This window comes from Streptomyces sp. NPDC039424, assembly GCF_055639495.1.
On the sequence record NZ_JBVKAI010000001.1, the window covers coordinates 153560 to 179208 of the forward strand.

26 protein-coding genes, 1 tRNA gene and 1 pseudogene are annotated in these 25649 nt (G+C 73.9%); 12 read left to right on the forward strand and 16 right to left on the reverse strand.

Annotation, left to right across the window (positions count from 1 at the left end; genetic code table 11):
* Positions 1-4: 4 nt before the first annotated feature.
* Positions 5-1777, reverse strand: coding sequence for a LuxR family transcriptional regulator AbsR2 (locus ACZ7L0_RS00740; protein ID WP_471240202.1), 1773 nt, complete (start codon positions 1775-1777; stop codon positions 5-7).
* 95 nt (positions 1778-1872) lie between these two features.
* Here ACZ7L0_RS00740 and absR1 point away from each other — a divergent pair, with 95 nt between their 5' ends.
* Entirely contained in the window at positions 1873-2958 is a 1086-nt protein-coding gene (gene absR1 / locus ACZ7L0_RS00745; RefSeq protein WP_471240203.1) for a beta-glucuronidase AbsR1, read from the forward strand.
* Positions 2959-3063: 105 nt separating this feature from the next.
* Here absR1 and ACZ7L0_RS00750 read toward each other — a convergent pair whose 3' ends face one another.
* The gene (locus ACZ7L0_RS00750; protein ID WP_471240204.1) at positions 3064-3945 is read right to left on the reverse strand and encodes a sulfurtransferase; all 882 of its coding nucleotides are present in this window, start codon (positions 3943-3945) and stop codon (positions 3064-3066) included.
* 405 nt (positions 3946-4350) lie between these two features.
* On the opposite strand from ACZ7L0_RS00750, the pseudogene ACZ7L0_RS00755 reads away from it, so the two are divergent.
* A pseudogene (locus ACZ7L0_RS00755) lies at positions 4351-4755 on the forward strand (ABC transporter substrate-binding protein); the annotation flags it as partial.
* A gap of 229 nt (positions 4756-4984) precedes the next feature.
* Here the strand turns inward: ACZ7L0_RS00755 and ACZ7L0_RS00760 are convergent.
* The 9 genes from ACZ7L0_RS00760 to ACZ7L0_RS00800 form a co-directional block, all read right to left on the reverse strand.
* Positions 4985-6358, reverse strand: a complete 1374-nt coding sequence (locus tag ACZ7L0_RS00760; protein WP_471240205.1) for an NtaA/DmoA family FMN-dependent monooxygenase — start codon at positions 6356-6358, stop codon at positions 4985-4987.
* 20 nt (positions 6359-6378) lie between these two features.
* Positions 6379-7581 carry an LLM class flavin-dependent oxidoreductase gene (locus tag ACZ7L0_RS00765; protein ID WP_471240206.1) on the reverse strand — a complete coding sequence of 401 codons (1203 nt, stop codon included), beginning with the start codon at positions 7579-7581 and terminating at the stop codon, positions 6379-6381.
* A 77-nt stretch (positions 7582-7658) separates the two neighbouring features.
* Positions 7659-7817 carry a putative leader peptide gene (locus tag ACZ7L0_RS00770; protein WP_471240207.1) on the reverse strand — a complete coding sequence of 53 codons (159 nt, stop codon included), beginning with the start codon at positions 7815-7817 and terminating at the stop codon, positions 7659-7661.
* Between the two features lie 42 nt (positions 7818-7859).
* A complete protein-coding gene (locus ACZ7L0_RS00775; protein ID WP_471240208.1) occupies positions 7860-8888 on the reverse strand; it encodes a transporter substrate-binding domain-containing protein in 1029 nt (342 codons plus the stop codon).
* Positions 8889-8966: 78 nt separating this feature from the next.
* On the reverse strand, positions 8967-9752 hold the full coding sequence (locus tag ACZ7L0_RS00780) for an amino acid ABC transporter ATP-binding protein (protein ID WP_471240209.1): 786 nt from the start codon (positions 9750-9752) through the stop codon (positions 8967-8969).
* A complete protein-coding gene (locus ACZ7L0_RS00785) occupies positions 9749-10729 on the reverse strand; it encodes an amino acid ABC transporter permease (protein ID WP_471240210.1) in 981 nt (326 codons plus the stop codon). The genes ACZ7L0_RS00780 and ACZ7L0_RS00785 overlap by 4 nt, the downstream gene beginning before the upstream one ends.
* Positions 10730-10945: 216 nt before the next feature.
* Positions 10946-11095 (reverse strand): hypothetical protein, encoded by a 150-nt coding sequence (locus tag ACZ7L0_RS00790; RefSeq protein ID WP_471240211.1) that lies wholly within the window; start codon positions 11093-11095, stop codon positions 10946-10948.
* Between the two features lie 120 nt (positions 11096-11215).
* Positions 11216-12100 carry a glutathione S-transferase C-terminal domain-containing protein gene (locus ACZ7L0_RS00795; protein ID WP_471240212.1) on the reverse strand — a complete coding sequence of 295 codons (885 nt, stop codon included), beginning with the start codon at positions 12098-12100 and terminating at the stop codon, positions 11216-11218.
* Positions 12101-12406: 306 nt separating this feature from the next.
* Positions 12407-12862, reverse strand: a complete 456-nt coding sequence (locus tag ACZ7L0_RS00800) for a potassium channel family protein (RefSeq protein WP_471240213.1) — start codon at positions 12860-12862, stop codon at positions 12407-12409.
* A 138-nt stretch (positions 12863-13000) separates the two neighbouring features.
* Between ACZ7L0_RS00800 and ACZ7L0_RS00805 the strand changes: the two genes are divergently transcribed.
* The 8 genes from ACZ7L0_RS00805 to ACZ7L0_RS00840 all read left to right on the forward strand — a co-directional run bounded on the left by ACZ7L0_RS00805 (position 13001) and on the right by ACZ7L0_RS00840 (position 19861).
* Positions 13001-13342 (forward strand): hypothetical protein, encoded by a 342-nt coding sequence (locus ACZ7L0_RS00805; protein WP_471240214.1) that lies wholly within the window; start codon positions 13001-13003, stop codon positions 13340-13342.
* Between the two features lie 104 nt (positions 13343-13446).
* The gene (locus ACZ7L0_RS00810) at positions 13447-14229 is read left to right on the forward strand and encodes a hypothetical protein (RefSeq protein WP_471240215.1); all 783 of its coding nucleotides are present in this window, start codon (positions 13447-13449) and stop codon (positions 14227-14229) included.
* 106 nt (positions 14230-14335) lie between these two features.
* The gene (locus tag ACZ7L0_RS00815; protein WP_471240216.1) at positions 14336-15496 is read left to right on the forward strand and encodes an NAD(P)/FAD-dependent oxidoreductase; all 1161 of its coding nucleotides are present in this window, start codon (positions 14336-14338) and stop codon (positions 15494-15496) included.
* Positions 15493-15792: a (2Fe-2S)-binding protein gene (locus ACZ7L0_RS00820; protein WP_471240217.1), complete on the forward strand. Its 300-nt coding sequence runs from the start codon at positions 15493-15495 to the stop codon at positions 15790-15792. Before ACZ7L0_RS00815 ends, ACZ7L0_RS00820 begins: the two co-directional genes overlap by 4 nt.
* Complete coding sequence (locus ACZ7L0_RS00825; protein WP_471240218.1) at positions 15785-17230, forward strand: FAD-dependent oxidoreductase; 1446 nt, start codon at positions 15785-15787, stop codon at positions 17228-17230. Before ACZ7L0_RS00820 ends, ACZ7L0_RS00825 begins: the two co-directional genes overlap by 8 nt.
* The gene (locus tag ACZ7L0_RS00830; RefSeq protein WP_471240219.1) at positions 17227-18117 is read left to right on the forward strand and encodes a dihydrodipicolinate synthase family protein; all 891 of its coding nucleotides are present in this window, start codon (positions 17227-17229) and stop codon (positions 18115-18117) included. The genes ACZ7L0_RS00825 and ACZ7L0_RS00830 overlap by 4 nt, the downstream gene beginning before the upstream one ends.
* Positions 18118-18130: 13 nt before the next feature.
* Positions 18131-19132, forward strand: a complete 1002-nt coding sequence (locus tag ACZ7L0_RS00835) for a proline racemase family protein (protein WP_471240220.1) — start codon at positions 18131-18133, stop codon at positions 19130-19132.
* A gap of 12 nt (positions 19133-19144) precedes the next feature.
* Positions 19145-19861, forward strand: coding sequence for a GntR family transcriptional regulator (locus tag ACZ7L0_RS00840; RefSeq protein ID WP_471240954.1), 717 nt, complete (start codon positions 19145-19147; stop codon positions 19859-19861).
* Positions 19862-19932: 71 nt separating this feature from the next.
* On the opposite strand, the gene ACZ7L0_RS00845 is transcribed toward ACZ7L0_RS00840, so the two are convergent.
* Positions 19933-20006 (reverse strand) — tRNA-Pro (locus ACZ7L0_RS00845).
* 43 nt (positions 20007-20049) lie between these two features.
* Positions 20050-21477, reverse strand: a complete 1428-nt coding sequence (locus tag ACZ7L0_RS00850) for an MFS transporter (RefSeq protein WP_471240221.1) — start codon at positions 21475-21477, stop codon at positions 20050-20052.
* A gap of 191 nt (positions 21478-21668) precedes the next feature.
* On the opposite strand from ACZ7L0_RS00850, the gene ACZ7L0_RS00855 reads away from it, so the two are divergent.
* Positions 21669-22247 (forward strand): TetR/AcrR family transcriptional regulator, encoded by a 579-nt coding sequence (locus ACZ7L0_RS00855; RefSeq protein ID WP_471240222.1) that lies wholly within the window; start codon positions 21669-21671, stop codon positions 22245-22247.
* A 2-nt stretch (positions 22248-22249) separates the two neighbouring features.
* On the opposite strand, the gene ACZ7L0_RS00860 is transcribed toward ACZ7L0_RS00855, so the two are convergent.
* Positions 22250-23458 carry a serine hydrolase domain-containing protein gene (locus ACZ7L0_RS00860; protein WP_471240223.1) on the reverse strand — a complete coding sequence of 403 codons (1209 nt, stop codon included), beginning with the start codon at positions 23456-23458 and terminating at the stop codon, positions 22250-22252.
* Between the two features lie 65 nt (positions 23459-23523).
* Positions 23524-24036, reverse strand: a complete 513-nt coding sequence (locus ACZ7L0_RS00865) for a hypothetical protein (protein WP_471240224.1) — start codon at positions 24034-24036, stop codon at positions 23524-23526.
* A gap of 166 nt (positions 24037-24202) precedes the next feature.
* Between ACZ7L0_RS00865 and ACZ7L0_RS00870 the strand changes: the two genes are divergently transcribed.
* Complete coding sequence (locus ACZ7L0_RS00870) at positions 24203-24547, forward strand: cupin domain-containing protein (protein WP_471240225.1); 345 nt, start codon at positions 24203-24205, stop codon at positions 24545-24547.
* On the opposite strand, the gene ACZ7L0_RS00875 is transcribed toward ACZ7L0_RS00870, so the two are convergent.
* On the reverse strand, positions 24537-25553 hold the full coding sequence (locus tag ACZ7L0_RS00875) for a LacI family DNA-binding transcriptional regulator (protein ID WP_471240226.1): 1017 nt from the start codon (positions 25551-25553) through the stop codon (positions 24537-24539). The genes ACZ7L0_RS00870 and ACZ7L0_RS00875 overlap by 11 nt on opposite strands.
* Between the last annotated feature and the right edge of the window lie 96 nt (positions 25554-25649).

A 25649-nucleotide genomic window follows, 5' to 3' on the forward strand; every position in this document is an offset into this window, starting at 1 on the left:
CAGGTCACGCCGAGCGCTCGGCCGACGGTTCCACCAGCCACGGCAGCTCGCCCCGGTCGCTCGCGCCGAGCCGGGCGTAGGCGCTGTAGAGGTGGTTGCCGACGGTGCGGACCGACAGGGTGAGCCGCTCGGCGATCTGCCGGTTGCTCAGGCCGGCCGCCGCGAGGGCGACGATCTGCCGCTGCCGTGCGGTGAGTTCGCCGAGCACCAGGCCGGACAGGGCGGGAGTGCGCGCGCCCTGGCAGCGGCGGGCGAGGGCGAGCGCGCGGGTGCGGGAGGTGCGGGCGGCGCTCGGGTCGCGGTGCGCGTGCGCGGCCTGTACGTAGGCCTCGGCCGCGAACAGCAGGAAGCCGCGCTCCCGCAGCGCCTCGGCCGTCCTGTCCAGGGCCGGACCGTCGCCCCGGGCGAGCGCGTCGGCGTGCCGGGCGAACACCCCGCCGGCCGGCAGGCGTCCGGCGGCCCGCTCCGGGACGCCGAGGCGTACGGCGTCGTAGAGGGCGTACATGTCGTCGGTGCCGGACGTCTCCGACAACCGTGCGTCCGGGTCGAGTTCGGCGCGGCAGGCCGGATCGTCCGGGGTCGCCCGCAGCCCCTCCCGCGCCCAGGCCGCCGCCTCCCGCACCTCTCCCCGCAACCGCGCGAACCGGGCGCGGACGGCCGCGTACCCGGCCGGTACCGGGACACCCTCCCCCACCAGCCAGTCCCCCACCGGTGTCGGCAGGTCCCGTACGTCCGCCTCCGCGATCCGGCGGGCCAGCGCCTCCCGTTCGGCCGCCAGGGCCGGGCCGCGGTCCTCGGGTGTGCGGGCGAGCCGCCGGGCGCGCAGCCGTCCGGCGCCCGCCCGCAGGACCGGGCCGTGCAGGGGGTGTGCGAGGCGGACGGCGCCCTCGTCGCCGACCTGGACCAGCCCGTCGGTCTCCAGGTGTTCCAGGGTGTCCAGGTCCAGGTCGTCGAGGTGCAGGGGCAGTGGTTCGGCGAACGCGAGACGCTCCAGGGTCTCGCGCCCGGCGGGGCCGGTGCCCTCCAGGGCGGGAGCGACGCGTTCGCGTACGGCGGCGGTCACCGGCACCGGGCCACGCCAGGCCCACTCGTCCGTCTCGGGCGAGCGAGGCGGGACCGGGGTCCCCCCGGCCGGAGGCGGGAGGGGGGTCAGCAGCCCCCCTTCGCGCAGTGCCCCCACCAGGTCCCGCAGGAGCCGGAGATCGCCCTGGCACAGCCGGTGCAGCCGGCCCGCCGTGAGCGGCTCCGGGGAGCGGCCCGCGCCGACGCTCAGCAGCCGCGCGGTCTCCTCGCGCGGCAGCGGCTCCAGGGCCAGGCGCGGCAGCAGCTCGCCGGTCCACAGCCGGGACACGGCGGCGGGCACCGGGGCGCCGTCGTCCGCGGCGATCACCACGAGGCGGGTACGGCCGTGCACGGCGAGCTGGTGGACCAGGGCGGCGGAGGCGTCGTCGAGGAGATGGGCGTCGTCGACCACGAGCAGACGGGTGCCGGACAGCAGGTGCACCGCGCGGTGCAGCGAGACCGCCCCGGGCAGCAGATGCGCGAACGCGGCGAAGTCGAGCCGGCGGGTCTCGGGCGTCCCGGTCACCCGGGCCCGGTCGGTGCGCCGAACGGCCTCGGTGACCAGCCGTGTCTTGCCGCGGCCGGACGGCCCGGTCACCACGATGCCGCGCCGTGCGCCGGTCAGGGAGCGGCGCACCAGCTCCAGTTCGTCCTCCCGGCCGGTGAACGGCCAGGGCAGTTCGAGGGCCCGCGCGTCCCGTTCGTAAGTCGTCACGTCAGTGAGAGACGTGTTACTCACCGCTGATACAGGGTGACTTGAGTAGACCCCGACTCAGGCGCCCGGGCCGGGGCCGGCGGCAGTCTGTGCGCATGACCGCTCGCTACTGCTCGCTCCCGCAGCAGTCGGCCCCCGCCTTCGCACCGGGGCTGACCGCCGAGCGGCTGAGCGCGCTGACCGGCGGGCGGCGGATGTGGGTCGACGGCACGGTCCTGCACTACTGCTTCCTCGACGCCGGCACCGACGCCTCGGTGATCCCCGTCCCGGGGACCGGGGAGACCCGCCGGGTGCCGTGGGCGGGCGCCGAGGAGCAGAAGGACGTCGTGCGCGAGGCCTTCCGCGAGTGGCAGGACCTCGGTATCGGCCTGGTCTTCGCGGAGGTCGGCGACCGGCGGGAGGCGGAGCTGCGCATCGGGTTCCAGTGCGGTGACGGCTCCTGGTCGGCGGTGGGCCGGGACGCGCTCTCGGTCGGCCTGGGCGAGCGCACCATGAACTTCGGCTGGGACCTGACGGCGCCGGGACAGCGCGGGACGGCCCTGCACGAGATCGGGCACGCGCTCGGCATGCTGCACGAGCACCAGAGTCCGTTCGCCGGGATCCACTGGGACGACGAGGCCGTGTACGCCGATCTGGCGGGCCCGCCGAACTTCTGGAGCCGGGGCACGACATACGCCAACATCCTGCGCAGGCTGGACCCGGCCGAGGTCAACGGGTCGGTGTGGGACCCGCAGTCCGTCATGGAGTACCCCTTCGGGCCGGGGCTGGTCCTGGAGCCGGAGCAGTACCGCGCGGGCCTGCACCCGCCCGGCTCCCTGTCCCCGGCCGACAAGGAGTTCGTACTGCGCTGGTACCCGCCCGCCGAGCCCTCGGGGCCGCCCGCACTCATACCGTTCCGCTCGGCGCCGCTCGGCCTCGGCCCGGGCGGGCAGGCCGACTTCACCGTCGAGCCGCCGGAGACCCGCGAGTACACCGTGGGCACCTTCGGGGACGCCGACAGTGTCGTCGTGGTCTTCGAGGAGCGCGACGGGGAGCCGCGCTACCTCGCCGGCCGGGACGACGGGGGCACCCCGCACAACGCCGTGCTGGGCGTCCGGCTCGTCAAGGGCCGCCGCTACTTCGTCCGCGTCCGCCTGTACTCCGCGTGGGGTTCGGGCGAGACGGCCGTCATGTGCTGGTGACAGCGCACCGGCCGCACCACGCGGGCGTCCGGACCACCGTCCGGCACCGGGGGAGCGGCCGCGGACGTCGCCTTCGGGGGAGGGAGACGTCCGCGGCCACGCCATTCAGGCGCCCGACTCCAGTGGCCGCGCCGGGTCCTTGGACCACTCCTCCAGTGAGCCGTCGTACACCGACACGTCCGTCCGCCCGAGCAGGGTGAGCGCCAGCGCGGCGCCCGCGGCCGAGATGCCGCCGCCGCAGTAGAGCACGACGGGGGAATCGGCGGTGTCGAGCACCGCGCCGGCCCTGGCGGCGAGCCGGTCGCCGGACAGGACCCGCCCGTCGGCGTCGAGGAGTTCGCGGCCGGGGAGGCTGCGGCTGCCGGGGATGTGGCCGCGACGGCTGTAGCGGGTGGGGGCGGTGCCGTCGTAGCCGTCGGCGGGCAGGGCGCACACCAGCGTGCCGGGGCGTTCGCCTCGGCTGATGGCGGCCACGGCGTCGATGCCGGTCCACAGGTCGGGGCGCTGCACCGGGGTGACGGGGATGACGTCCGGCACCGGGCTCGGGTCGTCCCCGGCGACGAGGGGGCGCCCGGCCGCCGCCCAGGCCTCCAGGCCGCCGTCGAGGACGGCCGCCGGGACGGAGAGCGCCCGGAGCATCCACCACAGCCGGGCCGCCCAGATGCCGCCGCCGCTGTCGTACGTCACGACCGCGCTCCCCTCCCCCACGCCGAGGCGTGCGAGGGCGGCCACCAGGGCGTCGGGGGCGGGGACGGCGAAGTGGTACGGCGCGTCGTGGTCCGAGAGGTCACCGGTCAGATCCGCGTGCCGGGAGCCGGGGATGTGCCGCTCGGTCCAGCCGGGGCGCCCGCTCGCACACCGGTAGTCGCCGTCGTGCCGGGGTGAGGGCAGCACGGTGGTGGCGTCCAGGACGACCAGACGCGGGTCGTCGAGGTGGGCGGCGAGCCAGGTGTCGTCGACCAGGGGGCCGGGCAGGAAGGTGGTCATGGCGGCCGATGGTACGCCGGTGAGCTGGGCGTCTTACCTTCCGGGCATCCCTGTCCCACATCGCGGACGGCTCTTGCACAGCGTCCGGGGAGTGCCGTTATGGTTTCGGCCATCTACGCGGGAGCCCCTCCCCGGCTGGGCTGAGAGGGCGTCTGGGATCCGCTCGTCGAGCGCGGTCCCCATGGGGACGCCGACCGCACCACTCGCGCCTCGGGCGCCCCGCGTAGGAGTTCACGTGTCCACAGCAGCAGTCGAGTCGAGGTCTTCGGTGGCCGACGCCCCGACGGCGCCCTCCTGTTGTTGTCGCACGCACTGACTCTCCTTCACCCCTCTCCCCTCCCTTGCTCCCAGGCTCCGCCACGCCTGCGTACTGTCCGGAGTATCCCCATGCCGCATATTCGGGTCATGCTCGACTATTTCCATCCCTGGCCCAATTCCGCCGGTTTCTATGTCGCCCGTGCCCGCGGCTGGTTCGCCGAGGCCGGTCTGGACGTCGAGCTGGTGGTGCAGGACCCGGGGCGCGGGGACACGCTGGAGTATGTGGCCCGGAGCGAGGTGGACTTCGGTGTCTTCCCGCCCAACCGGCTGCTCGCCCGCCGTGCCGCGCAGGGCCAGCCGCTGATCGCCGTGGCGGCCGTCAACCACCGGGGCCTGGAGGCGATCCAGACCACGACGGCGACCGGCATCACCCGCCCCCGGGACCTCGCCGGGCGCCGCATCGCCTACAACCCGACCCCCCGCGGCCGGGCCATGGTCCGCCATCTGGTGGCGGCCGACGGCGGCGACCCCGACGCCGTGATCACCGTCGACGCGGGCAGCCGCGAGCGGCCTCGCCCCGCTGTGGACCCAGCGCCGGACCGGCCGGCCGCCGGCTCCTTGACCGCCTCACCCTCCCCGCGCACGCCGGCCACCAGTGCGGGGAACACACATGATCACCACCGCCGGGGACGAGCGCGTGGTCGTGTACGCGGGGAAGGTGTCCGCTACCGGCGCGGCGACGAGGCGGGGCCGCGTCGAAGCGATCGCGTACGGACGAACCTCACGACGCCGCCCGCTCGCGGCGCCCCTCGTCCGGGTGGGAGAGGCCGAGGTGGTCGCGGAGGGTGGTGCCCTCGTAGTCGGTGCGGTACACGCCGCGCTCCTGGAGCAGCGGGACCACCTTGTCCGCGAACGGGTCGAGGCCGCCGGGGGTGATGTGCGGGACGAGGATGAAGCCGTCGCTGGCGTCGGCCTGCACGAAGTCGTCGATGGTTCGCGCCACCGTGGCCGGGGAGCCGACGAAGGTCTGGCGGTTGCCGGTGTTGATGACCAGGTCGCGGATGGACCACTTGTTCGCCTCGGCCAGCTCGCGCCACTCGCGGGCGATGGCCAGCGGGTCGCGGTACATGCGCACCTGGGCACGGCCCCGGGAGATGTGGTCCTCGCTGACCAGGGGGTCGACGTCGGGGAGCGGGCCTTCCGGGTCGTACGCCGACAGGTCCCGGTTCCACACGAACTCCAGATGCTTGATCGCGGTCGCCCCGCTGACCTGGAGGCGGCGCACCTCGCGGGCCAGTTCCTCGGCCTCGGTGTCGGTGTCGCCGAGGACGAAGGTGGCGGCGGGCAGGATCAGCAACTGGTCGGGGCGGCGGCCGTACTTGGCGAGGCGGGACTTCACGTCCGTGTAGAAGGCCTGGCCCTCCTTGAGGGTGGCGTACCGGCTGAAGATCGCGTCGGCACTGGAGGCGGCGAATTCGCGGCCCTCCTCGGAGTCACCCGCCTGGAAGATCACCGGGCGGCCCTGCGGGGAGCGCGGGACGTTGAACCGGCCGTGGATGTCGAAGTGCTTGCCGCGGTGCACGAAGGCGCCGGCCTTCGCGTCGCTCAGGAAGGTGCCGGTGGCCTGGTCGGCGAGGATCTCGTCGCCGCGCCAGGAGTCGAAGAGTTCGCCGGCGGTGGCGAGGAACTCCTTGGCGCGGGAGTAGCGCTCGTCCTGCGGCAGGAAGCCGCCGCGGCGGAAGTTCTCGCCGGTGAAGGCGTCCCAGGAGGTGACCACGTTCCAGGCGGAACGGCCGCCGGAGAGGTGGTCGAGGCTGGCGAACTGGCGGGCCACCTCGTAGGGCTCGTTGAAGGTGGAGTTGATGGTGCCGGTCAGGCCGAGCCGGTCGGTGACGGCGGCCAGCGCGGCCAGCACGGTGAAGGTGTCCGGGCGGCCGACCACGTCCAGGTCGTAGATCCTCCCGCCCTGTTCGCGCAGGCGCAGGCCCTCGGCGAGGAACAGGAAGTCGAACTTGGCGCGTTCGGCGGTCCGGGCGAAGTGCGCGAAGGAGCTGAACTCGATGTGGCTGCCGGCGGCCGGGTCGCTCCACACGGTGGTGTTGTTGACGCCGGGGAAGTGGGCGGCCAGGTGGATCTGCTTCAGCGGCTTGCTCATGGCGTGCGGTCCCTCTCCGGTCAGGCTGCTGCGTAGCGGTTGGCGGGGCGGGCGAACCCGAGCAGTCCGCGCAGGGTGTCGGCCTCGTAGGCGCTGCGGAACAGGCCCCGGCGCTGGAGTTCGGGCACGAGGTGCCGGGTGATCGCGGGCAGGTCGTGCCCGAGCACGGCGGGCCGCAGCCGGAACCCGGACAGCCCCGCGTCCCGCAACTCCTCCAGTCGGTTGGCGAGTTGGGCCGGAGTACCGGTGAAGATCCGGGCGTCCCCCGTGTACGGGGTGCCCGCGAGGGCGTCGAGACGCTCCCGCCGGGCGGCGGCCTCGGCCGGGTCCTCGTCGAGGAAGACCAGCAGGTCGCCGAAGATGTGCAGGGGCTCCTCGGCGCGGCCGGCCGCCTCCTGCTCGGCGCGGATCTCGGCGACGATCGCACGGGCCTGGGCGGTGTCCTCGGGGGTCACGTAGCCGACGTCGGCCTGGCGGGCCACCAGCCGGTAGGGGACCGAGTGGTGGGCCAGGGCGGTCACCACCGGCTGGCCCTGGGGCGGCCGGGGCGTGATGGAGGGGCCCTTCACGCTGAAGTGGCGGCCCTCGAAGTCGATGTAGTGCAGCTTGTCGCGGTCGATGAAGCGGCCGGTGGCCGCGTCCCGGATCTCCGCGTCGTCCTCCCAGCTGTCCCAGAGCCTGCGCACCACCTCGACATGGTCGGCGGCCTCGTCGAAGAGGTCGGCGACCAGTTCCCGCGCGGCCGGGCTCTCGTAGGAGTCGATCCGGGGAATCGTCCGGCGGCCGAAGTGCGCGGCCTCGCTGGGGCGGCCGGTGATCTGCACCCGCAGTCCGGCGCGGCCGGTGCTGACGTAGTCGAGGGTGGCGATCGCCTTGGAGATGTGGAACGGCTCCGTGTGCGTGGCCACCACCGTCGGTACCAGACCTATGTGGCGGGTGACCGGGGCGACGCGGGAGGCGATCAGGACGGCGTCGAGGCGGCCGCGTACCTGGTCGGTGCGCTCGTCCGGTTCGAGGAGGTGGGAGGACTGCGGGCCCAGGCCGTCCTCGATGGTGACGAAGTCGAGCAGACCGCGCTCGGCCTCGGTCACCAGGTCGGTCCAGTACCGGGCGGTGAGCAGCTCCCGGGGCCGGGCCACCGGCTCGCGCCAGGAGGCGGGGTGCCAGCCGGTGCCGTCCAGGGCGACGGCGAGGTGCAGGAAACGGGCGGAGGTCGTGGACACGAAGGGGTGCCTTCCTGGAGGTCCGTACAAGGGCGCCGGCGCCCGGGCATGGGGGCGCGGCGGCGGAAGGGGACGGGTCAGGAGCAACAGAGCGCGCCGGCCACGCGCAGCAGATCGATATGGGGCCGGGAGTGGAGGAGGGCCGAACGCAAGGTGGGCCGCACGTCCGTCACCTCCTCCGCCAAGGGCTCGGCGGGCCGTACCGGCCCGTGCCGTGCGCATCTCTCCTCAGCCACAACACGGCCGCCACGCCTGCTGTTCCCGGCCCGCCCGACCGGTCAGGAGTTGTCCAGCGGCAGTCCGGGCGGGTTGACCTCCGCCTTGGTGACGGCCTCGTCGGAGAGGTTCCAGGCGGCCAGCCACTTGGCGTACTGGCCGTGCTCTATCAGGTAGTTGATGGCGTCGGCGAAGGGCTTGGCCAGTCCGCTGTCCTTCTTGGTGGTCGCCGCGATCAGGCCCTGCAGCTTCGCTCCGGCGCCGGAGAAGGTGCCCGCGCTGCGCGTCGGGTTCGGCGACTTGGCGGTCTGGGTGACGTGGTAGGCGACCCCGGGGTTGGCGGCGAAGTAGGCGTCGATCCGGCCGCCGGTCAGCGCCAGGTAGGTGGCGTTCTTGCTGGCGTAGTTCTTGACGGTGAGGTTCTTGCCCTCCTTCTTCAGCTTGTTCTGCCATTCGAGGAGGATCTTCTCCTGGTTGGTGCCGTTGTCGACGGCGACCGTCCGGCCCGCGAGGTTCTGGTAGTTCCCGTCGAAGTTCCAGGTGCTCTTCTTCAGCACCTCGAAGCCGACGTTGTCCTTGCGGTAGGAGGCGAAGTCGTACTTCTTCTTGCGTTCCTCGGTGTCGGTGATGTTGGCGAAGGCGGCGTCGTACTTGCCGCTGTCGACCCCGACGAACATGTTCTCCCAGGTGGCCTTGGAGAACTGCGGCTTCAGCCCGAGGACCGCGGCGACCAGGCGGCCGAGGTCCGGCTCGGCCCCGGTGAGGGTCTTCTGGTCGCTGCCGGTGTACGCCAGCGGCGGGAAGCCGTCGGGCAGCACACCGGCGCCGATGTCCAGTGTGCCCTTCTCGCGGACGGCGGCGGGCAGTTCGGCGCTGATCGACTTGACCTCGGAGACATTCAGCGCGGTCTCCTTGGCGGCGCCGTTGGACACCTGTCCCACGGTCACCGTGCCGGCGGCGTCGTTCGCCGAGGCGGTCGTGGCGGCGTCGCTCTCACCCCCGCAGGCGGCGAGACCGGAGGCGAGGGAGGCGACGGCGGTCGCCGCGGTGATGCCGCGCAGAAGGGTGCGCCGGGTGACGTGGGAGGGCATGGCTGTCCTGTTCGTTCGGTGAGGGTGTGCGGGGTGACGGGGTGGCGGGGGGTGACGATCGGGGTGGGCGCCCGGGGTTCAGAGCACCTTGCTCAGGAAGTCCCGGGTGCGCTCGTGCCGGGGGTTGTCCAGCACCTCGGCGGGCGGGCCCTGTTCGACGATGCGGCCGCCGTCGATGAAGACCACCGTGTCGGCGACCTCGCGGGCGAAGCCGATCTCGTGGGTGACGATGACCAGGGTGGTGCCGCTGGTGGCCAGGTCCTTGATGACGGTGAGGACCTCGCCGACGAGCTCCGGGTCGAGCGCGGAGGTCGGTTCGTCGAAGAGGATCACGCCGGGCCGCAGGGCGAGGGCGCGGGCGATGGCCACGCGCTGCTGCTGGCCGCCGGACAGCTGCCGCGGGTAGGCGCCGGTCTTCTCGCCGAGGCCGACCCGGGTGAGGAGCTCGCGGGCCAGTGCCTGCGCCTCCGGCTTGCTCAGCCTGCCGGTGGCGACGGGGGCGGCGGCCACGTTGTCGAGCACGGTCAGGTGCGGGAAGAGGTTGAAGTTCTGGAAGACGAACCCGATACGGCCGCGCTGGGCCAGGATGGCCCGTTCGCTCAGCTCCTTCAGCCGGTCGCCGTGTCGGCGTACGCCGATGGGCTCGCCGCCGACGCTGACGTAGCCGCGTTCGGGCTTCTCCAGGTGGTTGATCACCCGCAGCAGGGTGGACTTGCCGGAGCCGGAGGGCCCGAGGATCACGGTCACCTCGCCCGGCCGCACCGTCAGGTCCACGCCGTCCAGCACCCGGTGGGCGCCGAACCACTTGTGCACGTCGTGCACCTGCACGGCGGCCGGGGCGTTCGCGAGGGTCTCGGCGGTCATACGGCGGCCTCCCTGCGCACCCGGTCCCGCAGGTCGCCGAGAGTGGTGCGGAGCTTGTGCAGCGGGGTCGGCGGCAGGGTGCGGGTGGCGCCCCGGGCGAAGTACCGCTCGACGTAGAACTGGACGACGGACACGGCGCTGGTCAGGATCAGGTACCAGACGGTGGCGACCAGCAGCAGCGGCACGATGTCGCCGGGGTAGGTGCTGCCCATGGTCTGCACCGAGCCGAACAGGTCCAGCAGCGACACGTAGAACACCAGGGAGGTGCCCTTGATCAGGCCGATGAGCTGGTTGACGTAGTTCGGGGTGATGGACCTCAGGGCCTGCGGGAGGACGATCCGGGTGAACTGGTAGCCCTTCGGCAGGCCGAGCGCCGCCGCCGCCTCGTGCTGGCCCTGGTCGACGGAGAGGATGCCGCCGCGCACGACCTCGGCCGCGTACGCCGCCTCGTTGAGGCTGAGGCCGATCACGGCGACCGTCATGTCGGTGGCGAGCCGGGACTCGTCGAAGGTGACGAAGGCCGGGCCGAACGGGACGCCCAGGCTCAGCGTCTTGTACAGGGCGCTGAAGTTGTAGAGGAAGATCAGGACGACGATCAGCGGCACGGAGCGGAAGAGCCAGGTGTACACCCAGCTCACCGCGCGCAGCACCGGACTGCCGGAGAGCCGGCCGAGGGCCAGCAGAACGCCTCCCAGCAGGCCCAGCACCGCGCTGAACGCGGTCACTTCGAGGGTGATGGCGAGTCCGTCGAGGATGGCGGGGCGCAGGAACCAGTAGCGGAAGCGGTCCCACTGGTAGAAGGGGTTGGTCGCCAGGCCGTGCACGATCTGTGCCACGAGCACCAGGACCACGGCGGTGACGATCCACCGGCCCGGCCGGCGCAGCGGCTGAACCCGCTGGGCGGTGAGGGTTTTTGACGGTCTGTCGGCGGGCGGTGCCTCGGCGAGGGACACGGCGGCGCCTGGGGGTTCACTCATGACGGGCTCCAGCGGAGTCGGGCACCCCGGCCCGGGCGGCCATCCGGCGCGGCCCCGGCGGTACGAGGCAGGGCGGGGGCCTGCTTCGGGGAACGGCGGGGGCGGGGCGCACGGGAACGCACGGGGGCGGGGCCTGGACGGACGACGGCACAGCGGGGAAGCGGTGGTCGTCAGGCTGACGCGGGCCGCGAAACGGCGGGGGAACGCGGGAAGCGGTCAGCCCCGGCAGCGGGCACGGCCCGGTGCGGTACACAGTGCGCTGTTGACGCGGAGCAGATCGACGGCGCGGTCGGCGACCAGCGGGTTCGGGTACGGCCGCACGCAGCTCTGGGGGCGGCGGGTCGCCGTCCTGGGAGCTGCGTACATGTCCGTCACCTATCGCTGTGCCGGCCCCGTGGGCCTCACGCCTGCCGGAGCCGTAAGTAAGGCAGTCGGCCCACGGGGATGTCAACGCCCGTCCACGTGGTGGACCGGTTCAGGCGCCGCTCACCTGCGCCGAGTGCCGGAGGCGTCCGCCGCGTGGCCCGCCCAGTCCAGGATCTGGACGGCAGCTCCGGCGGCCTCCAGGCCCTGGCAGCGGGCGTGGTGGCGAAGGGCGATGCCGTCGAGGTCGAGGTGCGCGCCGAAGGCGGGGTGGGCGGCCAGGCGCCGGGCGCGGGCCCACAGCGCGGGGTGGCCGGCGATGCGGTGCACGGCGGAGGCGTCCAGGTGGTAGCGGTGCACGGTGTCGAGCTGGACCAGCGTGACCCACAACTCCACGTCGGCTGCGGTGAGTCGTCCGCCGACGAGGTGGTCCCGCCCGGCGAGCCGGTGTTCCAGTTCCGCCAGCGCGCCGAGCAGCGCGTCGAGGGCGGCGGCACGCTCCGCCGCGTCCGCCCCGGCCCGGCCCGCGCTCTGCGCGGCCTCCTCGACGCCCGCGCAGAGCCGCTCGACCTCCTCGATCTCGGCCTCCGCGCCGCACGGGCGCAGCCGGACGCCGCCGTCGCCGAAGCAGTGGTCGAGGTCGCGCAGGATGTCGGGGGTGTGGGTGCTGACGATCCGTCCGGACCAGTCGTCGCCGAGGACCGGTCCGAGGGCCGGTCCGGCGTAGTGGTGCGCGCTCGCCTCGTACAGCGGGCGCAGTGCGGTGTGGCCGCCTTCGGGGCAGTCGGGGACCGCGGGCAGGAAGGTCACCGGACAGATGTCGTCCAGGGCCAGCAGGCTGTGGCTGACGGCTATGCGCAGGCCGTCCGGACAGGCGGTGGACAGATGCAGGCGGTAGCGGCGCGGCACGGCGTGGTGGCCACTGCGCGCGTCCCGGCCGAGGCGGCCCCGGAAGGCGGGGGCGGTGCCGCGGGCGGACGGGACGGCGGCGAGCGGAGTGATGGACATGAGTCTCCCCGGGTGCGGGCGCGCGGACGTACGCGCGGCGAAAGCGTCGTCGGACGGTGGGCGCGAGGGGCCGGGATTCGGCTCAGGAGGCTGATCGCGCGCTGCAGACACGCAGCAGGTCGATGTGGCGGCGGGAGGTGAGCAGGGGGGACGGCGGCGTGCGGCCCGCTGTGCCGCTGACCGTGTCGAGGCGCCCCATGTTTCCCTACCTGTTCACTAGGATTCCCATGGGGAGTGTCGATCCGCCTCGGCGCGGCGTCAAGAGGGCGTCCACCCCTGGGACTCCGGGCGGGTGAGCGGGTTCCCTCAGTCGCCCTCCCCCTGACGGGTCAGCAGCCGCTCCAGCCGGTCGAAACGCTCGTGCAGGGCCTGGGCGGTCTCCTCGCGCAGGCGGTGCGCCCGGCCGCGGCGCTGCTGCTCCCGGCCCACGAACCAGGTGGCGAGCGCCGCGGTGACCATGCCGTACGTCGTGATCCCGACGACCATGACCACCGAGCCCATGATCCGCCCCCAGAGCGTCACCGGGAAGAAGTCCCCGTAGCCGACGGTGGTCGCGGTCTCGATCGACCACCACAGCGCCTTGGGGTACGAGGTCAGGTTCGCGCCCCGCGCCCCGGCCTCGGCGGCCACCACGGCCCAGGACCCGGTGAGCATCACCAGCACCAGCACGACCGTCGCGCCGCCCGCCGCCTTCAGGTGCAGTGAGCGTCCCCCCCGGCCGAGCAGCACCGCGACCGCCCTGGTGAGGAATCCGGGCAGCATGATCACTCCTTCCGCCCGCGGCCAGTCTCACCCGGCGTCGGCGGCCCCGGCACGCGGGGCGGGGCGTTCGAGTTGCCGCGCGGCGGCGGGCGGGGTGCGCTGGAAGTGGGCCGACCCGCCGGGAAGGAGCCGGATCCGATGGCCGAGGAACCCCGGCCCGTGACCGGGGAGGTTCCCGGAGCCGTGCCGGAGACGTTCGTGTTCGTGTGCGCGGACTGCGGGTACCTCTGGCAGTCCGTGTTCCAGGTGGTGTTCTTCACCGACCCGACCTCGCTGTACACCCAGGAGTACGTCGACGAGGCCGGCCGGGCCCTGCGGTCGCCCCTCGCCGACGCGGTCTGCCCCCGGTGCGGCGGACGCAGGGTCCGGGTGACGACTCCCGAGCGCGCCGAGGAGGCCGTGCGACCGCCACCCGTGCGCCATCGGCACCGCTTCCACCTGCGGCGCCGGCCACCCGGGACGGGCCCCGGCTCGGGGTGAGCGGCGCCGGGCGCTCCTCACCCGAACGGCCCGGCGCGGCTGGTCGGCCCTCGGGGCGGGTGGTGGCGTGGGAGGACGTACCGCGTTCCGAGGAGGCCGTCTCGATGAACCGTCCGTCCCGCCCCGTGCGTGTGCTCGCCTCGGCCCTGGCGATGGGGACCCTGCTGGCCACGGCGGCCTGCTCGGACGGGGGCGGCTCCTCGGACACCGCGTCCGCGTCCCCGTCGTCCACGGCCGCGCTGACCGGCGCCGGGGCGAAGGCCGCCCTGGTCACCGAGGGCGACCTGGAGGACGACTGGTCGCAGGTCGGCGACGCGGCGTCCTGGCGCGACAAGCTCCTGGCCGGAAAGGTCGACGCCGCCGCGTTCCTCTCCGCGAAGGCCGACGCGGCCGACTGCCAGAAGCTGCTCGACAGCCTGTACTCCGACACCCTGCTGGGCCGTCCGTCCGGCGCGTCGGCCCTCACCGGCTTCACCCAGGGCGACGCCCGGCTGCTGTACCAGGTCGGCGACTACGGCCAGGACTCCGTGCAGAAGTCCCTGGACTGGGTCGCGACCCTCCCGCAGAAGTGCGACGAGTTCACCGCGACCGGCTCCGACGGCGGCAAGCGGACGGTGCAGGTCGTCGAGAGCTCGCTGCCCGACGCGGGCGACGACCGGCAGGGGCTGACCCTGACGATGCAGGGCACCACGGAGGGCGAGCCCGTGACCCTCACGCTGGACGTCGCCGCGGTGCGCGTCGGCGCCTCCGGTATCACGGTCAACAACGGCGGCCCCTCCGGCGCGGACCACGACAGCACCGACACGGCGGTGCAGCAGGGCGCCCAGCGCCTGGCGGACGTCCTCGCCGGGAAGACTCCGGCCGGGACCCCGAGCGAGTTCGACTGACCGCCCCGGCTCCCGCCCGTCGTCCGCGAGTTCCCTGACCCACAGCCGGTGGCCTCGCCCTTCCCGAGGGCTCCCCCGGCACAGCGATATGTGACATAGTACTGATGTGGCGAAGCGACTGACCTGCGATGTCGTGGTGGTCGGCGCCGGGATGACGGGCGCGGCCTGTGCGCTGTACGCGGCCCGGGCGGGCCTGGACGTGGTCCTCGTCGACCGGGGCCCGGTGGCCGGCGGCACGACCGGCGCGGGCGAGGGCAACCTGCTGGTCTCCGACAAGGAACCCGGACCGGAACTCGCACTCGCCCTGCTGTCGGCACGGCTGTGGTCCGGCCTGGCCCGCGAGGACGGACCGGCGTTCGAGTACGAGCCCAAGGGCGGCGTCGTGGTCGCCGCCACGCCCGGGGACCTCACCGCCCTGGCCGCGCTCGCCGCCGCCCAGCGGGCCGCCGGGGTCACCGCGGAGCCCGTCGGCGCCGACCGGCTCCACGACCTCGAACCGCACCTCGCCCCCGGCCTCGCGGGCGCCGTGCACTATCCGCAGGACGCCCAGGTCATGCCGGCCCTGGCCGCCGCCCGGCTGATCCGCGCCTCGGGCGCCCGCCTGCGCACCGGGTGGACGGTGACCGGGGTGCTGCGCACGGCGGGCGGCGCGGTGCGCGGCGTACGCACCGACCGGGGGGAGGTGCACGCGCCGGCCGTGGTGAACGCCGCCGGGACCTGGGGCGGCGACCTGGCCCGGCTCGCCGGTGCGCACCTCCCCGTCCTCCCCCGGCGCGGCTTCGTCCTGGTCACCGAGCCGCTGCCCCGGCTGGTCCGGCACAAGGTGTACGCCGCGGACTACGTGGCCGACGTGGCCAGCGACTCGGCCGCGCTGCAGACCTCACCGGTCGTCGAGGGCACGGCCGCCGGGCCCGTCCTGATCGGCGCGAGCCGTGAACGGGTGGGGTTCGACCGCTCGTTCTCGCTGCCCGCCGTACGGGCGCTGGCTGCCGGGGCGACACGGCTGTTCCCGTTCCTGGAGCGGGTGCGCGCGATGCGGACGTACCTGGGATTCCGGCCCTACCTGCCCGACCACCTGCCCGCGATCGGCCCGGACCCGCGGGTGCCCGGGCTGGTCCACGCCTGCGGACACGAGGGCGCGGGCATCGGACTCGCCACCGGGACGGGGCACCTGATCGCCCAGGTGCTGAGCGGGCGGCCGCCCGAACTGGACCTCGCGCCCTTCCGGCCGGAGCGTTTCGCGGTGAACGGGGTGAACACCACGTGAACCCGATGGAGTTGGCCGGGGCACGACCCGGTCCCGCGTTCACGGTCACCTTCGACGGCCGCGCCATCGAGGCGCTGCCCGGCCAGACGGTCGCCGCCGTGCTCTGGGCGGCGGGCGTGACCGCCTGGCGCACCACACGGCGCGAGGGCCGCCCGCGCGGGGTCTTCTGCGGCATCGGGGTCTGCTTCGACTGCCTGGTGACGGTCAACGGCGAACCGAACCGACGCGCCTGCCTGGTGCCCGTACGGCCGGGCGACGTCATCGTCACGCAGGAAGGGACGGGCCACGATGGCTGAGCGACCGCGTCTCGCCGTGATCGGCGCGGGTCCGGCGGGGCTCGCCGCGAGCCTGGCCGCCGCCGCCCGGGGGGTGCGCGTCACCCTGGTCGACGCCGGAGCGGAGGCGGGCGGACAGTTCTACCGGCAGCCCGCCGCGGCCCTCGGCGCGCGCCGCGCCCGCGCGCTGCACCACCAGTGGCGCACCTGGGAGCGGCTGCGGGACGGGCTCGACGGGCATCGCGCGGCCGGACGGATCAGCCACCTGGCGGACCATCACGTGTGGTGCGTGGAGCGGGATTCGGAGCGCGGTTCGGAGCGGCAGACGCAGCGGGAGACGCCCGGATTCACGGTGCACGCGCTGCGCGGCCCGGCGCAGGAGGAGGCCGCGTCGGTGCGGGCCGACGCCGTGCTCCTCGCCACCGGCGGCTACGAGGTGGTCCTCCCCTTCCCGGGCTGGACCCTGCCCGGTGTGGTGAGCGCCGGTGGCGCGCAGGCCATGCTCAAGGGCGGGCTGGTGCTGCCGGGTCGGACGGCCGTGGTCGCCGGGACCGGGCCGCTGCTGCTGCCCGTGGCGACCGGTCTCGCGGCGGCGGGCGCACGGGTGGCCGCGCTCGTGGAGTCCGCCGGCCCCCGGGACCTGGCGCGCCGGCCGGCGGCACTGGCCGCGCAGCCCGGCAAGCTCGCCGAGGGCGCCGGGTACGCGGTACGGCTCCTGCGGCACCGCGTACGCGTCCTGACCCGGCACACCGTCGTCGAGGCACACGGCGCGGACCGGCTGGAGGCCGTGACCGTCGTCGCGCTGGACGCCGACGGGCGGACCAGGCCCGGCAGCGCGCACCGCATCCCCTGCGACGCCCTCGCCGTCGGCCACGGCATGCTGCCGCACACCGACCTCGCCGAGACCCTGGGCTGCCGCCTCACCGGGCCGGACGTGCACGTCGACGACGAGCAGCGCACCGACGTCCCGGGCGTGTGGGCGGCCGGCGAGGCCACCGGAATCGGCGGCGCCGCCCTCGCGCTCGCCGAGGGCCACATCGCCGGCCGCTCGATCGCCGCCCGTCTGCACGGCCGGGAGCCCGACCGCGAGGCCTGGTCGGCGGCTGCCCGGTCCCGTACCCGGGGGCGGGCGTTCTTCGCGGCCGTCGACGCGGTGTGCGCGCCGCCCGCCCGCTGGCCGGACCGTGTACCGGACGACACGGTCGCCTGCCGCTGCGAGGAGGTCACCGCCGGCGAGGTCCGCGCGGCCGTCGCCGGGCTCGGCGCGGGCGACCCGCGCACCGTGAAGCTGCTCACCCGGGCCGGGATGGGCTGGTGCCAGGGCCGGATGTGCGGACCGGCGGTGGCGGGGCTCGCCGGGTGCGAACCCGCGCCCTCCCGGCGGCCGTTCGCCCGGCCGGTGCCGCTCGGCGTGCTGGCCCGAGGCCCCGAAGTCCCCACCGAGGAAGGATCCTCATGACCGACCACCGCCCCTGGCACGGCGTCCTCGTCGCCACCGCGCTCCCGCTCGACGACGACCTGGCCGTGGACTACGACCGGTACGCCGAACACTGCGCCTGGCTCGTCGCGGGTGGCTGCGACGGCGTCGTGCCGAACGGCTCGCTCGGCGAGTACCAGGTGCTCACCCCCGAGGAGCGTGCCAAGGTCGTGGAGACGGCCGTCGCCGCGATCGGCGGACAGCGCGTCGTGCCGGGCGTCGCCGCCTACGGCTCCGCCGAGGCCCGCCGCTGGGCCGAGCAGGCACGGGACGCGGGCTGCGGCGCGGTGATGCTGCTACCGCCCAACGCCTACCGCGCCGACGAGCGTTCGGTGCTCGCCCACTACGCGGAGGTCGCGAAGGCGGGCCTGCCCATGGTGGCGTACAACAACCCGATCGACACCAAGGTCGACCTGGTACCCGAACTCCTCGCCCGGCTGCACGGCGAGGGCCTGATCCACGCGGTGAAGGAGTTCTCCGGCGATGTCCGCCGCGCCTACCGGATCGCCGAACTCGCCCCGGAACTCGACCTGTTGATCGGCGCCGACGACGTGCTGCTGGAGCTGGCCGTCGCGGGCGCCAAGGGCTGGGTGGCCGGATACCCGAACGCGCTGCCCGCCGCGAGCGTCGAGCTCTACCGCGCGGCCACCGCCGGCGATCTCGCCACCGCCGAGCCGCTCTACCGTCAGCTGCACCCGCTGCTGCGCTGGGACTCGCGCACCGAGTTCGTCCAGGCGATCAAGCTGTCCATGGACGTCGTCGGGCGGTACGGCGGTCCGGTACGGCCGCCGCGCATGCCGCTGCTGCCCGAACAGGAGGCGGCCGTGCGGGCGGCCACCGAGAAGGCCGTCGCGGCGGGACTGACCTAGGAGGAACGGGATCATGCGCAGCAAGCTCGTCCTGCACGCCGTCGACTCGCACACCGAGGGCATGCCCACCCGTGTGATCACCGGCGGGATCGGCACCATCCCCGGCGCGACCATGAACGAGCGGCGGCTGTACTTCCGTGAACACCGCGACGACATCAAGCGGTTGCTGATGAACGAGCCGCGCGGCCACGCCGCGATGAGCGGCGCGATCCTGCAGCCGCCGACCCGGCCCGACTGCGACTGGGGCGTGGTCTACATCGAGGTCTCCGGCTATCTGCCGATGTGCGGGCACGGCACGATCGGGGTGGCGACCGTGCTGGTGGAGACCGGGATGGTCGAGGTCGTCGAACCGGTCACCACCATCCGCCTGGACACCCCGGCCGGACCGGTCGTGGCCGAGGTCGCGGTCGAGGACGGCGCCGCCAGGAACGTCACCTTGCGCAACGTGCCGTCCTTCTCGGTGGGCCTGGAACGCAAGGCCGTGCTCGACGACGGGCGGACGGTGACGTACGACCTGGCCTACGGCGGGAACTTCTACGCCATCCTGCCGCTGGAGGAGTTCGGGCTGCCATTCGACCGCGCCCGCAAGGACGACATCCTCCGGGCGGGCCTGTCCCTGATGGCGGCCATCAACCGCGAGGAGGAACCGGTCCACCCCGAGGACCCGTCCATCCACGGCTGTCACCACGTCCACCTGTACGCGCCCGGCGCCACCGCCCGCCACTCCCGGCACGCGATGGCCATCCACCCCGGCTGGTTCGACCGCTCGCCCTGCGGTACGGGGACCAGTGCGCGCATGGCGCAACTGCATGCGCGCGGCGAACTGCCGTTGCACACCGAGTTCGTGAACGAGTCCTTCATCGGCACCCGGTTCACCGGCCGGCTGCTGGGCACCACCGAGGTCGCCGGGATCCCGGCCGTGCTGCCGAGCTTCACCGGCCGCGCCTGGATCACGGGCACGGCCCAGTACCTGCTCGACCCGACGGACCCGTTCCCCGCGGGTTTCGTCCTCTAGACTCCCCCGGTGATGCGTGACATGGCACAGCAGTCGCAGGGGCCGGACCGGGGCGCGGAGGTCCCCGCACTCCCCCGGCTGGGCGGCAGGCGCAGCAGCTACCGGGAGCGGGTCGCCGACGCGCTGCGGGCCGCGCTGATCGCGGGGGAGCTGCGGCCCGGCGAGGTCCACTCCGCCCCCTCCCTCGCCGCCCGCTTCGGGGTCTCGGCGACGCCGGTGCGGGAGGCGATGCTCGACCTGGCCAAGGAGGGCCTGGTCGACCCGGTGCCCAACAAGGGCTTCCGGGTCACGGCCGTCTCGGACCGGCAGCTCGACGAGTACACCCAGGTCCGCGCGCTCATCGAGATCCCCACCGTGGTGGCGCTGGCCGGCACGGCCGACCGCGCCCCGCTGGAGGCGCTGCGCCCGGTCGCCCGGGAGATCGTCGGCGCGGCGGCGGCCGGTGACCTCATCGCGTACGTCGAGGCCGACACCCGCTTCCACCTCGGCCTGCTCGCCCTCGCCGGCAACGCCCACCTCGTCGAGGTGGTCGCCGACCTGCGCGGGCGCTCCCGTCTGTACGGGCTGACCGCGCTGGCGGAGGCGGGCCGTCTGCCGGCCTCCGCCGAGGAACACCTCGAACTCCTCGACGCGTTGCTGGACCGCGACGAGCGGGCGGTGCGCGAGATCATGACCCGCCACCTGGGTCACGTACGGGGGTTGTGGGCCGCCCGGGACGGTGAGGCCTGACCGGGCGGCCGACCCGGGCGCATAACGAGAAAGGCCCCCGCGGACTTCCGTCCGCGAGGACCCTCGCACCGTCGGGACGACAGGATTTGAACCTGCGACCCCTTGACCCCCAGTCAAGTGCGCTACCAAGCTGCGCCACGTCCCGGTGCGGTGCCACGCGGTGTCCCGCGTGATCGCGCAGGTCAACCCTACCGCACGCGTACGGGTGCTGCTGCCGGACGCCCGGCGACCGGGCCGGCGGTCCGGGAGGTGCGCCCGACCGGGACCAGGAGCGCGGCCCCGGCGGCGGCCAGGCAGAGCAGCGCCAGCAGGGCGAAGCCGTGGGTGTAGCCGGATTCGTGGGGCAGCCCCGAGGACTGCGGGTGGCCGGTGACCAGGGCGCTGGTGAGCGCGGCGCCGATGGAGCCGCCGATGGTGCGGATGTTGGCGTTCATGCCGGTCGCGGCGCCGGTCTGCTCGGGCGGGACACTGCCCACGATGAGGTTGGCCATCGAGGCGAAGGCGAGGCCGATACCGAGTCCGAACACGCCCGCGACGAACCCGACCTGCCACCGGGCGTCGTGCCAGAGGGCGAGGAAGCCGCAGGCGAACGCGCCGAGCGCGGCACCGGCGGTGAGCAGCGTCTTGGCGCCGAGGACGGGCTCCAGGCGGCCGCTGAGGACACCCGAGACGAACATCGCGACGAGCATCGGCAGCATGAGCAGCCCGGACTCGGTGACGTCGGCGCCGAAGCCGTACCCGGCCGAGCCGGGCGTCTGGACGAAGCCGGGCAGGAAGGACCAGATCGCGTACATGCCCGCACCGAACAGCAGGGCGGCCGTGTTGGTCGTCCACACGGCGGGCAGCCGCATCACGCGCAGGTCGATCAGCGGGGTGCGGGAGCGGGTCTCGGCCCGCAGCCACACCGCGAACAGCACGGCGGCGGCGGCGAACAGGCCGGTCGTCCTCGCCGAGCCCCAGCCCCACCGGCCCGCCTGGGTCAGCGGCAGCAGCAGCGCGACCAGCCAGGCCGACAGCAAGGCGGCGCCGAGCCAACCGACCTTCCCCTGGCTCCTGTTGGGCGACTCGGGGACGTATCGCAGGGCGATCAGCACGGTGGCGGCGACGACGGCGACCGGGATCCAGAACAGCCAGCGGTAGTCGAGCGCGGACACGATGGGACCGGCGGCCACCATGCCGACGCCGCCGCCGGCCGCGATCACGGCGGAGAGGTTGCTGATGCTGCCGCCGACCCGGCTCGGGTCGAACTCGTCCCGGATGATGCCGAAGGACAGCGGGAAGAGGGCACCGCCGACGCCCTGGACGACCCGGGCGACGATGAGGACGCCGATGTCCGGCGCGAGCGCGGCGACGAGGCATCCGGCCAGGACGGTCAGCAGCACGGCGACCAGGGTGCGCTTCTTGCCGACGAGGTCGCCGACCCGGCCGAGGATGGGGGTGAAGACCGAGGCGGACAGCAGGTACGCCGTCATCACCCAGGTCGCGGTGGACTGCGAGGTGTGCAGCTCGTGCTGGACGGTCGGCAGGGCCGGGGCGATCAGCGACTGCAGCATGGAGAACACGCCCGCACCGGTCGCGAGGACCGCGAAGGTGAGGCGTGGGGACGTCCGGGGCATGAAAGAGCCTCTCCGAATCGGAGCGCGCGGGATGTGCGGTGGATGCGCGGAGGGGTGGAGGGAGGCGGGGCGCACATCGCCGGGCACGTCTGCCCAGGGCGGAGCGACCCCGCACTGCTAAAGTGGAGGTACCCCTCCACTGTAGCGGAGGACTACCTCCGCTTCAACCGAATCCCGCCCGGGAGGCAGCAGTGACGGCCACGCCGTTCCCCATCAGCGAGCTCGTCGCGTCCCGCCGACCGCACCGCAAGGACGCCGCCCGCAACTACGACGCCCTGCTCGTGGCCGCCCGCGAGGCCTTCGCGGAGCACGGCGCGGAGGCCTCCCTGGAGGACGTCGCGCGGCGCGCGGGCGTCGGCATCGGCACCCTGTACCGGAACTTCCCCACCCGCCGCGACCTCTTCGAGTCCGTCTACGCGGACGAGGTGAACGCCCTGTGCCGGGCAGCCGTCGAGATGGCCGAGCTGGCGCCCTGGGAGGCGCTGACGGCCTGGCTGGAGCGGTTCACGGACTACATGGTCACCAAGCGGGCGGTGCGCGAGGCCCTCAACGACGAGTCGGAGGTCTTCCAGGCCTGCCGCGAGTCGATGTACGCCGCCGGCGGTCCGCTGTTCGAGCGGGTGCAGCAGGCGGGCGAGGCGCGTACGGACATGGACTTCACGGACCTGGTGCGGATGGTCGCCGGGATCACGGCGACGGCCTTCGACGACGACGCCCAGCGCGACCGCGTGCTGCGGATCGCCCTGGACGGGGTCCGCGCCGCCCGCTGAGGTCAGCCGAGGCCGAGCGGGTGGTCAGGCGCGAGGGCCGCCGCGATGCGGTTGGTGATCGTCTGGGCCGTGTTGCCCTGGGGCGCCTTCTGTCCGACGGTCGTGGACACGGCGATGGCGAGCTTCTCGTCGGGCTCGTACGCCTGGACCGCGGCGAAGCCCGCGAAGGACGGGTTCTGCACGACCCAGCCGCTCTTGACGATGACGCCCACCCCGTAGTGGAGGTCCTCGGTCTGCTTCAGGCACACGGTGGCGGGGCAGCCCCCGGTCGCGGTGCCGAGGCCGGGGGTGCCGGGGTCGAGCTGCACCTGGTGGGAGCGCCGGGAGAGGAGTTCGCCGGAGCCGATGCCCCGGGCCGAGCGGGCGAGGTCGCAGATGTCGGTGGTGAGGACGGCGCCCGGGGCGGTGGTCCAGGACGGGTTCCAGAAGGTGGACTCCTCGTACCTGCCGCGTTCTCCGTCGTAGGCGTGCAGCACGGGCCGCGGGATGTCCGGGGTGAAGCCGTTGGCGGTCTGGTGCAGCCGCAGCGGGTCCAGGACCCGCTCGCGCAGCAGCCTGTCGAGCGGCGTGCCGGTGATCTTCTCCAGGGCCTGGCCGAGGAGGACGAAGTTGGCATGCGAGTAGCTCCAGTTCGATCCCGGCGCGTACCACAGGGGGTGGCTGAGCGAGAACGCGAGCACCTCGCGCGGGGTCCACTGGCGGAAGGGGCCGGCGTAGAACCGCTGCACGAACTTCGGATCGGTGACGTAGTCGTGCAGGCCAGAGGTGCTGTCGCCGAGCATCCGCAGCGTGATCTCGTCACCGTGCGGCAGGTCGGGCAGCCAGCGGGAGACCGGGTCGTCGAGACCCACCCGGCCCTCGTCGACGAGCTGGAGCAGCACGGTCGCGAGGTGGGCGATGGCGACCGACCCGGCGCGGAAGTGCATGGCCGGTGTGGCCGGGACACCGGCCATCGACTCACCGGCCGCGTCGGTGACCGGCTCGCCGCCGTCCACCGTGACCCGGACCAGTACGGCCTTCAGGTCGAGCTCCCGCTGGGCCTTCCGCACGATGTCGCGCACCTGCCGTGCCCGGCCGTCGGTGCTCTGCCCTGCGGCGACGCAGTCCTGCCCGGGGGGTTCGGCGGCCGGCACCGCGGGCGTCTGCAGCGCCACTGCGAGGAGAGCGGCGGCGCACAGTGAGGCGGTACGGACACCGCTCCTACGGGCCATGAACACCATGGTGGCACCGCGCGCGGCGGTCCGCGCGGCGCCGGGGCACGAGCCGTGAGCGCCGGCTACTTGATGATCGCGTTGGCCACCACGACGACCACCCCGATCAGCGCGTCCCCCACCCCGGTGGCCACCGAGACGGCCCATCCGCGTCCCACGGACTTCGCCGAGAACAGCCCCAGCACGAACAGCAGGATGATGTTGAAGGAGAACGCCGCGTACTCGACGCTCCGCGTCGGCCACCAGCCCCAGCCCGCCCCCGCCAGGATCAGGACGCTGGGCAGCATGGCCACGACCAGCGGCCACTCGGCGGCGAGTGCGCGAAGGGCCTGTCCGCGCCGGCGGGCGCCGCGATCGGCGATGTAGTGGGCGTAGCCGTGCGCCAGGGCGGAGGCCAGAGCGGTCACCAGCAGCCAGGCGGCGTCGTAGCGCCGGTCGGCGCGGGAGTAGCGCCCGTACTCGGTGAGCGCCGCGAGCATGGCGCTGGCGACCACGGCGCCGTAGACACCGCCGAAGAGCAGCATGGACCGGCGGTCGTGCGCGGGCCGCCGGGGAACGGCCTCCCTGCTGTCCGTCATGGGCCGCACTCTCCACGGGCTTACGGAGACGGTCCCTTCAACGATCACCCGGCCGGACCCGCCCCGCCACTGCACCGGGGCCGCGACGAAGCGTCTCGTGAGCCGCGCCGATCCCCCACACTGTGTCCACGGCCGGGTACCGTCCGCCCCGGCTAGGGTCGCCGCCATGACCCACAGTTTCGCCCTGCACGTACCCGACGCCGAGCTCGAACCCGAGCCCCTCGCCCCGGAGCAGATCGTCTCCGGGACGCCCGAGGTGACCGGGAAGGTGGTCTGGGAGTCGGCGGACGGGCGGCAGGTCCGGGGCGTCTGGCAGATCACGCCGGGGGTCGTCACCGACACGGAGGCGGACGAACTGTTCGTGGTGCTCAGCGGCTCGGCGACCGTCGAGGTCGAGGGCGGGCCGACGCTGCGGGTCGGCCCCGGGGACATGGCGGTGCTGCGCGCGGGCGACCGTACGACGTGGACGGTGCACGAGACGCTGCGGAAGGTGTACGCGATCAATCTGTGACGGCGGACCGGGGCGGCGCCGCCGTGGTGCCCCGGATCCGCAGCGTCGGCGCGGCGAGGTGGACGCCGCCCGCTCCCCCGCCCCCTTCGAGGCGGTCCAGGAGGCAGCGGGCGGCGCGGCGGCCGACCTCGTGGGGGGCGGTGTCGACGGTGGTCAGCCAGACGTGCCGGAGCCGGGCGATGCCGGTGTTGTCGTAGCCGGTGACCGACACGTCCCCGGGCACCCGCAGCCCCATTTCGGCGGCGGCCGAGAGCGCGCCGACGGAGGCGATGTCGTTCACGGCGAGCAGAGCGGTGGGCCGCTCGGGGCGGCTGAGCAGCCGTACGGCGGCGCGGTAGCCGTCCTCCTCGGTCATGTCGCCGGGCTCCACCACCGCCTGCCCGGCCAGTCCACGGTCCCGCATCGTCGCCTCGAAGCCGCGCCGGCGCAGCTCGCCGACGGCGCCGTACCCGGCGAGGTGCGCGATGCGGCGGTGGCCGAGCCCGATGAGGTGCTCGGTGACCAGCCGGGCGCCGTGCTCGTCGTCCCCGGCCACGATGTCCACGCCGGCCAGTACGGGCTCGCGGGCACCCGCGACCACCACCGGCAGCCGCTCGGCGACCGTGCCGAGGACGGCCGGGTCGGGCAGGGTGCCGACCACCACCAGGCCGTCGACTCCCAGGTCCAGGAAGGGACCGGTCAGGTCGTGGCCCGTACGGCGGTTCAGGCGGGCGTCGGCGAGCACCATGTGCAGACCCGCCGCGTGCAGCGGGGCGTTGAGGCCGTCGAGCAGGTCGACGAACCAGGGGTTGCGCAGGTCGTTGAGGAGGACGCCTATGGTGCGGCTGCGCTGTTCGCTCAGGCTGCGCGCGGCGGCGTTCGGGCGGTAGCCCAGCTCCCGCACCGCCCGCAGCACGGCGTCCCGCTTCTCGGGGCGCACCCGGCCGGAGCCGCGCAGCACCAGCGAGACCAGCGACTTGGACACCCCGGCCCGTTCGGCCACGTCGCGGATGGTCGGCGCTCTCATGGGATGGACCGTTCCACGTGGCGCGTCGCCCTGTCAAAGGGGTTGACATGCAGGACAGGCCCACTCAGGGTGGCCTGGAAGGAAAATGGACCGGTC

Excerpts from the sequence above, each read along its gene's own strand:
- absR1 (WP_471240203.1), top strand. The coding sequence starts at position 1,873 with ATGACCGCTCGCTACTGCTCGCTCCCGCAGCAGTCGGCCCCCGCCTTC.
- ACZ7L0_RS00750 (WP_471240204.1), bottom strand. The coding sequence starts at position 3,945 with ATGACCACCTTCCTGCCCGGCCCCCTGGTCGACGACACCTGGCTCGCC.
- ACZ7L0_RS00760 (WP_471240205.1), bottom strand. The coding sequence starts at position 6,358 with ATGAGCAAGCCGCTGAAGCAGATCCACCTGGCCGCCCACTTCCCCGGC.
- ACZ7L0_RS00775 (WP_471240208.1), bottom strand. The coding sequence starts at position 8,888 with ATGCCCTCCCACGTCACCCGGCGCACCCTTCTGCGCGGCATCACCGCG.
- ACZ7L0_RS00780 (WP_471240209.1), bottom strand. The coding sequence starts at position 9,752 with ATGACCGCCGAGACCCTCGCGAACGCCCCGGCCGCCGTGCAGGTGCAC.
- ACZ7L0_RS00785 (WP_471240210.1), bottom strand. The coding sequence starts at position 10,729 with ATGAGTGAACCCCCAGGCGCCGCCGTGTCCCTCGCCGAGGCACCGCCC.
- ACZ7L0_RS00790 (WP_471240211.1), bottom strand. The coding sequence starts at position 11,095 with ATGTACGCAGCTCCCAGGACGGCGACCCGCCGCCCCCAGAGCTGCGTG.
- ACZ7L0_RS00795 (WP_471240212.1), bottom strand. The coding sequence starts at position 12,100 with ATGTCCATCACTCCGCTCGCCGCCGTCCCGTCCGCCCGCGGCACCGCC.
- ACZ7L0_RS00800 (WP_471240213.1), bottom strand. The coding sequence starts at position 12,862 with ATGCTGCCCGGATTCCTCACCAGGGCGGTCGCGGTGCTGCTCGGCCGG.
- ACZ7L0_RS00805 (WP_471240214.1), top strand. The coding sequence starts at position 13,001 with ATGGCCGAGGAACCCCGGCCCGTGACCGGGGAGGTTCCCGGAGCCGTG.
- ACZ7L0_RS00810 (WP_471240215.1), top strand. The coding sequence starts at position 13,447 with ATGAACCGTCCGTCCCGCCCCGTGCGTGTGCTCGCCTCGGCCCTGGCG.
- ACZ7L0_RS00825 (WP_471240218.1), top strand. The coding sequence starts at position 15,785 with ATGGCTGAGCGACCGCGTCTCGCCGTGATCGGCGCGGGTCCGGCGGGG.
- ACZ7L0_RS00830 (WP_471240219.1), top strand. The coding sequence starts at position 17,227 with ATGACCGACCACCGCCCCTGGCACGGCGTCCTCGTCGCCACCGCGCTC.
- ACZ7L0_RS00835 (WP_471240220.1), top strand. The coding sequence starts at position 18,131 with ATGCGCAGCAAGCTCGTCCTGCACGCCGTCGACTCGCACACCGAGGGC.
- ACZ7L0_RS00840 (WP_471240954.1), top strand. The coding sequence starts at position 19,145 with ATGCGTGACATGGCACAGCAGTCGCAGGGGCCGGACCGGGGCGCGGAG.
- ACZ7L0_RS00850 (WP_471240221.1), bottom strand. The coding sequence starts at position 21,477 with ATGCCCCGGACGTCCCCACGCCTCACCTTCGCGGTCCTCGCGACCGGT.
- ACZ7L0_RS00860 (WP_471240223.1), bottom strand. The coding sequence starts at position 23,458 with ATGGCCCGTAGGAGCGGTGTCCGTACCGCCTCACTGTGCGCCGCCGCT.
- ACZ7L0_RS00865 (WP_471240224.1), bottom strand. The coding sequence starts at position 24,036 with ATGACGGACAGCAGGGAGGCCGTTCCCCGGCGGCCCGCGCACGACCGC.
- ACZ7L0_RS00870 (WP_471240225.1), top strand. The coding sequence starts at position 24,203 with ATGACCCACAGTTTCGCCCTGCACGTACCCGACGCCGAGCTCGAACCC.
- ACZ7L0_RS00875 (WP_471240226.1), bottom strand. The coding sequence starts at position 25,553 with ATGAGAGCGCCGACCATCCGCGACGTGGCCGAACGGGCCGGGGTGTCC.